9 protein-coding genes are annotated in these 8833 nt (G+C 73.6%); 3 read left to right on the top strand and 6 right to left on the bottom strand.

The window, feature by feature from the left end:
• Positions 1-55: 55 nt before the first annotated feature.
• The 3 genes from F8279_RS27835 to F8279_RS27825 form a co-directional block, all read right to left on the bottom strand.
• Complete coding sequence (locus tag F8279_RS27835; RefSeq protein ID WP_091423828.1) at positions 56-241, bottom strand: hypothetical protein; 186 nt, start codon at positions 239-241, stop codon at positions 56-58.
• 72 nt (positions 242-313) lie between these two features.
• On the bottom strand, positions 314-1183 hold the full coding sequence (locus tag F8279_RS27830) for a manganese catalase family protein (RefSeq protein WP_091423832.1): 870 nt from the start codon (positions 1181-1183) through the stop codon (positions 314-316).
• Positions 1184-1198: 15 nt separating this feature from the next.
• Positions 1199-1942, bottom strand: coding sequence for a sensor histidine kinase KdpD (locus F8279_RS27825; RefSeq protein ID WP_091423835.1), 744 nt, complete (start codon positions 1940-1942; stop codon positions 1199-1201).
• Positions 1943-2007: 65 nt separating this feature from the next.
• On the opposite strand from F8279_RS27825, the gene F8279_RS27820 reads away from it, so the two are divergent.
• A complete protein-coding gene (locus tag F8279_RS27820) occupies positions 2008-2658 on the top strand; it encodes a response regulator transcription factor (RefSeq protein ID WP_091423838.1) in 651 nt (216 codons plus the stop codon).
• A 227-nt stretch (positions 2659-2885) separates the two neighbouring features.
• Here the strand turns inward: F8279_RS27820 and F8279_RS27815 are convergent, their stop codons facing one another.
• From F8279_RS27815 to trmB, 3 genes are all read right to left on the bottom strand, one after another.
• The gene (locus F8279_RS27815) at positions 2886-3533 is read right to left on the bottom strand and encodes a hypothetical protein (RefSeq protein WP_091423841.1); all 648 of its coding nucleotides are present in this window, start codon (positions 3531-3533) and stop codon (positions 2886-2888) included.
• A gap of 119 nt (positions 3534-3652) precedes the next feature.
• Positions 3653-6157 (bottom strand): RNA helicase, encoded by a 2505-nt coding sequence (locus F8279_RS27810; RefSeq protein ID WP_091423844.1) that lies wholly within the window; start codon positions 6155-6157, stop codon positions 3653-3655.
• 75 nt (positions 6158-6232) lie between these two features.
• A complete protein-coding gene (gene trmB / locus F8279_RS27805; protein WP_225853437.1) occupies positions 6233-6859 on the bottom strand; it encodes a tRNA (guanosine(46)-N7)-methyltransferase TrmB in 627 nt (208 codons plus the stop codon).
• A gap of 139 nt (positions 6860-6998) precedes the next feature.
• On the opposite strand from trmB, the gene F8279_RS27800 reads away from it, so the two are divergent.
• Positions 6999-7580: a hypothetical protein gene (locus F8279_RS27800; protein WP_151501522.1), complete on the top strand. Its 582-nt coding sequence runs from the start codon at positions 6999-7001 to the stop codon at positions 7578-7580.
• A 299-nt stretch (positions 7581-7879) separates the two neighbouring features.
• Entirely contained in the window at positions 7880-8578 is a 699-nt protein-coding gene (locus F8279_RS27795) for a class F sortase (RefSeq protein WP_225853436.1), read from the top strand.
• Positions 8579-8833: the final 255 nt, after the last annotated feature.

The raw sequence follows: 8833 nt of genomic DNA, 5'->3' as shown, positions 1-8833 counted from the left end.
GACGGGGTACAGACGGCGGACGGCGGGGGCGGCCGGGGTGGCGGGCAGGGGCGGGTCAGGCGGGTTCGTGCCGGGCGGTCGCCCGGTGGGCGGCCGGGTCGCGCTCCAGCGCGTCCGCGAACGGGACCAGCGCGGTGAGGGCGGCCAGCGCGACGACGGCGGGCAGGGCCAGGCCGGCGCCCACGGAGACGAGCGTGAGCAGGGCGAGGACGGCTGTCCTGATGCAGTTGGACGTGGACATGACGACTCCCGGGCGGGTGCGGTGCGGGGTGGCGCGCCGGGCCGCCGCGCGGACGGCCCGGCGCGGGCGAGGTCAGGTGAGCTTGCTCTTGACGGTGTTGGCGACCTTGCCGGCCATCCCCGGGTTGGTGCCGTACAGGCGCGGGTCACCGGGGGCGAGCACCGGCTCGGGGGCGTGCGCCCGCGGGCTGCTGTCGTAGCGGAACTCGCCCTTGCCGTCCGGCGTCGGACCGGAGGCCCACCGGCCCTCGGCGGCGTCCCGGCCGGGGGAGAAGTCCAGGTACGTGTAGCTGAACTCCTCGGTGAACTCGGGCGAGTCGGGGAAGGCGTCCGGCACCGGCATCTCCTCCAGGCCGTCTTCCTTGAGCTGCTCGATGGCCGCCATCCACATGTTCTGGTGCATGGTGTCGCGGGCCAGCAGGAACCGCAGCATCTGCTTGACGCCGGGGTCGTCGGTCATGTTGAACAGGCGGGCCACCTGGAGCCGGCCCTGGGCCTCGGCGGTGACGTTCAGGTGGAAGTCCGCCATCAGGTTGCCGCTGGCGGTGATGAAGTTGCCGTTCCACGGCACGCCGGCGCTGTCGACCGCCAGGGCCCCGCCGCCGCCGTGGATGAAGTGCGCCGGGTTGGACCCGCCGTAGATGGCGCCGACCATCGGGTTCTCCTCGGCGGCCTCCTCCAGCGACAGCGGCGCGTTCTCCAGCAGCCGGGTGATCATCGTGGCAATCATCTCGACGTGGCCCATCTCCTCGGTGCCGACGTCGAGCAGCAGGTCCTTGTACTTGCCGGGCAGCCGGCAGTTCCAGCCCTGGAACAGGTACTGGTTGGCGACCGTCATCTCACCCCACTTGCCGCCGAGGACCTCCTGGAGGCGGCGGGCGAACGCGGCGTCGGGTCCGTCCGGCTTGGCCTCGAACTGCAGGTCCTTCATGTGCGTGAACATGTCGTCTCCTCCGGTTCACCGATGCTGTCCGCTCCCGGGTGCCCGCTGCGGCGGCCCGCCGGGGCCGATCCGTGTCCCGGACGGGACAGCCCGCACCGGGACCGGCAGCCGGACGTCCACCGCCAGCCCGCCGCCGCGGGGGCGGCGGGCGCGCACGATCCCGCCGTACGCGTCGACGAGCCGCCGCACGATCCACAGCCCGAGGCCGTGCCCGGCGGCTGACGGGACGGGCCGGGTCAGCGCCACGCGCAGCGCGGGACAGGGGCCGCCCTGGTCGAGGACCGACAGCGTCAGCGTGGAACCGCGCGTCGCGGCGCGGACGACGATCTCGCCGCCGGCCGGGCCGTGGCACAGCGCGTTGTCCACCAGGTTGGCGAGGATCTGCCGGACGTGCTGCTCGGGCACGGGCAGGCCGGCGGCGGCCCGGTCGAGCCGCGCGCGCAGCCGGGAACCGGTACCGGCCGTCACCGCGCGGACCACGGCGGCGAGGGGAGCGTGGCGGGGCGGTTCCGGCTCGTCGCGAGTGCCGGGCGCGCCGAGGTCGTCCAGCAACGACCCCAGGTGTACGGCGTGCTCGTGGGCCAGCGCGGCGATGGCCCGGCGGTCCGGCGTGGTGAGCGTCGGCTGCTCGGCGAGCGCGCGGGTGAGGGCCGCCAGCGCCCGCACCGGGGTCCGCAGCTCGTGGCAGAGCAGCCGGATCGACAGCGACTCGTCCCGGTCGTCCGGGCGTCCCCACGGGGGCATGGACTCCACAGCCATGCCGGGTTGTTCCCGACGGTTACTCGCATATGCCACTAACCTGAAGCGGAAGGGGGAAAGCCGACATGGGGGACGGCACCGTCCGGCTCGCGGTGGTGGACGACCATGCGCTGTTCGTCCGCGGCCTGGAACTGCTGCTGTCCGCCACCACCGACGGCCGGGCCCATGTCGTCGGCTCGACCACCGACGCGGCCGGAGCCGCCGCGCTCGTCGCCCGGTGCGCACCTGATCTCGCCCTCGTGGACCTGCACATGCCGCCGCCCGGCGGCCTCCGGGCGATCGCCGCCGTCCGCCGTACCAGCCCGCGGGTCCGCATCGTCGCCATGTCCGGCTCGGACGATCCGGCGCCGGCGGTGGAGGCGCTGCGCTGCGGTGCCGAGGGCTACCTGCCCAAGACCAGCGAGCCGGAGGATCTGCTACCTCCGCTGCTGGCCGTGCTGGACGGCTGGGCGGTGATGCCGGGCGCGCTGCTGCGGCGGCTGGTCGGGCACGCCCGGGCGCCCGGGCTCAACCTCGACGACGAGGAACGCCGGCTGCTGCGGGCGATCGCGACCGGAGAGGGCCCGGCGACGATCGCCGAGCGGATGCACACCTCCGAACGGACGGTGAAGCGGATGACCGCCTCCCTGCTGCGCAAGCTGCGGGTGACCAACCGGGTGGAGGCCGCCGCGCTGGCCGGGCGGGCCGGGCTGCTGGACGAGCGCCCCGACCGGTGAGGCGCCGACCCGGCCCGGCCGGGTCGGCGCCTGCGGCGCGGTCCGGACCGGGTCACCCTGCGGCGGCCGGCCCGGGACGGCGAACGGCCGCCCCGGGGAGCGGGGCGGCCGTTCGGTCGGGCGGTGGTGGACGGGTCGCCGCCTGCGCCACTGCCGTTCGGCGAGCCGGCCGCCGCCGGATGGGCGGTCGGGCGTGCCCCGGTTCGCCGCACGGCGGGCGGCGGTGGTCAGGCGGCGGTGGACCAGATGGCCCGGAACGCGGCTGCCTCACCGGCCAGCCACTGCTCGATCTGCTCGGGCTTGGCGTCGGCGGGCATCCGGTGCGCCTCGCCTCGCCGCACGTCGACCAGGACCGGCTCGGCGTGCGGCAGCACCGCGTCCATGTGCCGGGCCATCAGGTGCAGCGTGGCGAGCGTGGCCTCCTCGCTCGGCGGCGCCTCGTCGAAGTGCAGCCGGATCGCCTCGGCCCGGCCGTCGGCGAAGCGCACGCCGAACTGCGGGTTGATCTTCACGGGCAGGTCACCCAGCATGGCCAGCGCGTCGCGAGCCTGGGCCAGGTCGACGCCGGACGGCTCGCCGAGCGAGTGCAGCCAGCGGGTCGCGCCCGGTACGAGCGCCTCGTAGAGCGGCCGCCAGCGCGGCTTGACCACGTCGGCGACCTGCGCGAGGTGCGTGCCGCCGGTGTGGAAGGCGACGTCGGCCTTGAGCGCCTTGACGAACTGGCCGTGCGGGTTGAAGCCGTGCCGGCTGGCCCGTTGCCGGCGCAGACCGCCGACGAAGGTTGCCTTGGTGGGGCCTGTGCGGTCGACGTACCGGGTGAAGCCGAGGAGGGTGGCGTAGGGGGTGACAGGGGCGGCGGAGGTGGGCGCGGTCACTGGCGTCCTCCCAGGTCAACGACTGGATTAGTACATACATTCTAATCGACGGATCTGACATCGCCCAGGGTACGAAAAGGGCCGCCCGGACATCCCGGGCGGCCCTTTTTCGCGTAGTCCTAGAGCTGGCCGACGTCGGTGATCCGGACCACCGCCGCGCCGGTCTCGTCCGAGGCGGCGAGGTCGATCTCGGCGCTGATCCCCCAGTCGTGGTCGCCGTCCGGGTCGTCCAGGATCTGCCGCACGGTCCACCTCTCGCGGCCCTGCTCGATCATCAGCAGCGCCGGCCCGCGCGCGTCCGGCCCCACCCCGATCGAGTCGTACGCCTCGAAGTACGGCTCCAGCGCGTCGGCCCAGGCGTCGGCGTTCCAGCCGTCGCCGGCGTCCAGCTCGCCGAGCAGATCCCAGCGGCGCAGCGCGGCCAGCTCCACGCGGCGGAACATCGCGTTGCGCACCAGCACCCGGAACGCCCGCGCGTTGCGGGTCACCGCCGGCGGCCGGTCGTCCAGCGAGGCGGCCACCTCGGCCACGTCCGACGGGTTGCGCAGCCGTTCCCACTCGTCGATGAGGCTGGAGTCGACCTGGCGGACCAGTTCGCCCAGCCACTCGATGAGGTCGATCAGCTCCTCGGTCTTGGCGTCCTCGGGGACGGTCTGGCGCAGCGTCTTGTACGCGTCGGCGAGGTAGCGCAGCACCAGCCCTTCGGACCGGGACAGCCCGTAGAACTGGACGTACTCGGGGAACGTCATGGCCCGCTCGTACATGTCCCGGACCACCGACTTGGGGGAGAGCTGGTGGTCGGCGACCCAGGGGTGGCCCTGCCGGTACATCTCGTACGCGGACTCCAGCAGCTCGGCCAGGGGCTTTGGCCAGGTCACGTCGTCGAGCAGCTCCATGCGGGCCTCGTACTCGATGCCCTCGGCCTTCATCGCGGCGACCGCCTCACCGCGGGCCTTGAACTGCTGCGCGGACAGCACCTGGCGCGGGTCGTCGAGGATCGACTCGATCACGCTGAGCACGTCGAGCGCGTACGACGGCGACTCCCGGTCGAGCAGCTCGACGGTGGCCAGCGCCAGCGGCGACAGCGGCTGGTTGAGCGCGAAGTCGAGCTGGAGGTCGACGGTGAGGCGCACCCGGCGGCCGGTCTCGTCCGGCTCCGGCAGTTCCTCGACCACGCCGCCCGCGCGCAGCGCCCGGTAGATGGCGATGGCCCGCCGGATGTGCCGGCGCTGCGCGGCCGGGTCCTCGTGGTTGTCGGTGAGCAGGTGCCGCATCGAGGCGAACGCGTCGCCGGGGCGGCCGATCACGTTGAGCAGCATCGAGTGGCTGACCTGGAAGCTGGAGGTGAGCGGCTCCGGCTCGGCCTCGACCAGGCGCTGGAAGGTCGGCTCGCCCCAGCCGATCGAGCCCTCCGGCGGCTTCTTCTTCACCACCTTGCGGCGCTTGCGCGGGTCGTCACCGGCCTTCGCGAGCGCCTTCTCGTTCTCGATCACGTGCTCGGGCGCCTGCACCACGACCCGGCCCAGCGTGTCGAACCCGGCCCGCCCGGCCCGGCCGGCGATCTGGTGGAACTCGCGGGCCTTGAGCAGCCGGGTGCGGGTGCCGTCGTACTTGCTCAGGCCGGTGAACAGCACGGTACGGATCGGCACGTTGATGCCGACGCCGAGCGTGTCCGTACCGCAGATGACCTTGAGCAGGCCGGCCTGGGCGAGCGTCTCCACCAGGCGGCGGTACTTCGGGAGCATGCCCGCGTGGTGCACGCCGATGCCGTGCCGGACCAGCCGGGACAGCGTCTTGCCGAAGCCCGAGGTGAACCGGAAGTTCCCGATCGCCTGGGCGATCATGTCCTTCTCGGCGCGGGTGCAGACGTTCACGCTCATCAGCGCCTGCGCGCGTTCCAGCGCGGCGGCCTGGGTGAAGTGCACGACGTACACCGGGGCCTGCTTGGTCTCCAGCAGCTCTTCGAGCGTCTCGTGCATCGGCGTGGTCGCGTACGAGAAGAGGAGCGGGACCGGCCGCTCGGCCGAGCGGACGACGGCGGTCGGCCGCCCGGTGCGCCGGGTCAGGTCGCCGACGAAGCGGGTGGTGTCGCCGAGGGTGGCGGACATCAGCACGAACTGGGCCTGCGGCAGCTCGATCAGCGGCACCTGCCAGGCCCAGCCCCGGTCCGGCTCGGCGTAGAAGTGGAACTCGTCCATGACGACCTGGCCGACGTCGGCACGGCGGCCCTCGCGCAGCGCCAGGTTGGCCAGGATCTCCGCGGTGCAGCAGATGATCGGCGCATCCGCGTTGACGCTGGCGTCGCCGGTGAGCATGCCGACGTTCTCGGCGCCGAAGACCTCGCAGAGCGCGAAGAACTTCTCCGAGACCAGCGCCTTGATGGGCGCGGTGTAGAAGGTCGTCCGGTCGTCGGCCAGCGCCGCGAAGTGCGCCGCGATCGCCACCAGGCTCTTGCCCGAGCCGGTCGGCGTATTCATGATCACGTTCGCGCCGGAGACGATCTCGATGACCGCCTCCTCCTGATGCGGATAGAGGTCCAGGCCGCGCTCGGACGCCCAGGAGGCGAACGCGTCGTAGAGGGTGTCGGGGTCGGCGGTCTTCGGCAGCGCGGCGGTGAGAGTCATGGCGGCTCCCATCGTGCCTGGATCACACCGCGCCGCGCCAACCGGGTTCAGCGCACCGGCTTCAGCGCACCGGCTTCAGCGCCGCCGGTGGATCAGATCGAAGACCTCCCGGCCGGCGGCCAGCGCACGGCGTTCGAACTTCGTCACCGGCCGGTGCTCGGGGCGGGGCGCGTAGCCGCCGTGCACGTCGACCAGCTCCGGGTCGGCGGTGAGCGTCCCGCGCATCGACTCGGCGTACTCGGCCCAGTCCGTCGCGCAGTGCAGCGTGCCGCCCGGCGCCAGCCGGGACCGCAGCAGCGCCACGTGCGCCGGCGCGATGATCCGCCGCTTGTGGTGGCGCGTCTTCGGCCAGGGGTCGGGGAAGTAGACGTGCACCGCGTCCAGGCAGCCCTCCGGCATGGCCCGGACCAGGTCCAGCGCGTCGCCCTCGGCCACCCGAACGTTGTCCAGACCGTGGCGTTCGACCAGGTCGAGCAGGTTGGCGATTCCCGGCGTATGGACCTCGACCGCCAGATAGTGTCGGTCCCGGTCGGCCGCCGCCATCGCTGCGGTGGCGTCGCCCATGCCGGAGCCGATCTCCAGTACCAGCGGCGCCCGCCGTCCGAACAGCGCCGTCGGATCGCACGGCCCGTCGAGGGCGGCGATCTCGAGGCCGTACGCGGGCCAGAGCCGGGTGAGCGCGTCGCGCTGCCGCTCGCTCATCCGTCCGCGACGCGGATGGAAGGTACGGATGCGGCCGGCGGCGATGTCGGGGAGGGTCACAGCGACCCGAGCCTAGCCCGGATCGGATGTGATGTGCGCCCAGGGGTGAGAGGATTCATCCCGTACGCCGGGAGGGGTCATGGGGTCGTTCAGGGTACGTAGGGCGCTGCTGGTCGCGGCCGCCGCGTGCGCCGCCCCGCTGGCCGGCGCGCTGCCCGCCCAGGCCGCGCCGCGCGCCGCCGAACCGGTGCCGGAACAGCCCCCGGCCGACGTGATCTTCGTGGAGGTCACTCCGGGCACCGTCTCGCCCGGCTACCTCGTCGGCATCCGGGCGAGCTGCCGGAACAACACGGTGCCGGCGATCGTCACCTCGGACGCGTTCGGCAAGATCCAGGTGCAGCCGCAGCGCGGCCTGCTCACCGCCTCGCCGATGGTCCACGAGCGCACCCGGCCCGGCAACTACCGGGTCAAGCTGGAGTGCCCGGGCGGGGAGACCGCCTCCACCATGCTCCAGGTGGTCAAGCAGGGGCAGCCCACCCGGCAGCCGAGCCACGGGCCCAGTCACCTGCCCAGCCGCGGCCCGGCGACCGGTTTCGGCGGCACCGCCGGCCCCGGGCTCGGTGGTTTGCTGGTGCCGGTCGGGCTGGCGGTGACGGTGGTCGGCGCCGGGCTCGGTGTGGCAGCGTCCCGCCGGCACGGCCGCGGCGCCGCCAGAGGCTGAGGCCGGCGATGGCCGAGCACTTCGTCCCGCCGCCCGCCGGGTCCCGGCGCCCGGGCTGGCCGTCCCTGGCTCTGCCCCCGCCCGCCGCGCCGCCGGCCGGCGCCGCCCGTCCGTCGCGGGCCGGCTCGCCTCACGGAAGCGGATCGGGCGCCTCCGTGGGCTCGCCCCACCCGACCGGGCGGAGCCGGCCGAACGCCGAGTCCGGATCGTCGGCCGGGCTGGTCTCCGGGTCGCGGCCGTGGATGCCGCCGCCCGCCGCGTCGCGACCGTGGTATCCGCCGTCGGCCGATCCGCCTGCCCTGCGTCCACGGCCCGCGGGGCCGCCGCCGGTCGAGCCGCCACCGGCGTCGTCGGGCGGGCGGGGCCGGGGCGCCTGGTCGAAGCCGCTGGCAGTGGTGCTGGTGCTGGTCGGCGTGTTCGCCACCGGGGCCGGGCTGGGCCGCACGGCTGGGCCGTTCGACTTCGCCGACGCGTCGACCGAGTCGAGCCGATCGAACGGGTCGGGCGCGGCGGCCCCGGCGAGCGCTGCCGCCCCGGTCCGGAAGCCGGCGAGCCGGCCGGTGCGCCTGGCGGTGCCCGCCATCAAGGTCAACGCGCCGGTCACGCCGGTCGGGCAGGCGAAGGACGGCTCGGTGGACGTACCGCCGCTGACCGAGCACGACCAGACCGGCTGGTACGACCGCGGAGCGGTGCCCGGCGATCCCGGCCGGGCGATCATCGTCGGCCACGTCGACACCAAGAGCGGCCCAGCTGTCTTCTACCGGCTGCGTTCGCTCAAGCCCGGCGCGCGGATCCAGGTGACCCGCGCGGACCGCAGCGTGGTGACCTTCAAGGTGGACAGCGTCGAGTACTTCGACAAGTCGAACCTGCCCGCCGCCCGGGTCTACGGCAACTCCGGTCCGGCCGAGCTGCGGCTGATCACCTGCGGCGGCGAGTGGGTCGGCGGCCGTACCGGCTACCAGGACAACGTGATCGTCTTCGCGTCCCTAACGAGCTGACCGCTCCCGCCCTGACCGCGTCGATCATGAGGTTGGCGGCGCAGGTTGCCCGTTTCGTCACCGCCAACTCCATGATCGCCGAGCGGAGACCCGGAGCGCGCCGGGGCCGTGGGAGATCTTGGTAGGAAACGGCCCCTATGGGGGCGCGGATCTTCCAAGATCCGCGCGCGCCCCGGCCCCAAGCGCGTCGATCATGAGGTTGGCGGGGACAAAGCGGCCCGGTGAGTGCCGACAACCTCATGATCGACGGAGAAG

Source organism: Micromonospora sp. AMSO1212t (genome assembly GCF_008868145.1).
Classification (GTDB): Bacteria; Actinomycetota; Actinomycetes; order Mycobacteriales; family Micromonosporaceae; genus Micromonospora; species Micromonospora tulbaghiae.
This window is presented reverse-complemented; position numbering and strand designations above follow the sequence as displayed.

Bases quoted from the DNA above. Each gene is read 5' to 3' on its own strand.
- F8279_RS27835 (WP_091423828.1), bottom strand. From the start codon at position 241: ATGTCCACGTCCAACTGCATCAGGACAGCCGTCCTCGCCCTGCTCACG.
- F8279_RS27830 (WP_091423832.1), bottom strand. From the start codon at position 1,183: ATGTTCACGCACATGAAGGACCTGCAGTTCGAGGCCAAGCCGGACGGA.
- F8279_RS27825 (WP_091423835.1), bottom strand. From the start codon at position 1,942: ATGGCTGTGGAGTCCATGCCCCCGTGGGGACGCCCGGACGACCGGGAC.
- F8279_RS27820 (WP_091423838.1), top strand. From the start codon at position 2,008: ATGGGGGACGGCACCGTCCGGCTCGCGGTGGTGGACGACCATGCGCTG.
- F8279_RS27810 (WP_091423844.1), bottom strand. From the start codon at position 6,157: ATGACTCTCACCGCCGCGCTGCCGAAGACCGCCGACCCCGACACCCTC.
- trmB (WP_225853437.1), bottom strand. From the start codon at position 6,859: ATGAGCGAGCGGCAGCGCGACGCGCTCACCCGGCTCTGGCCCGCGTAC.
- F8279_RS27800 (WP_151501522.1), top strand. From the start codon at position 6,999: ATGGGGTCGTTCAGGGTACGTAGGGCGCTGCTGGTCGCGGCCGCCGCG.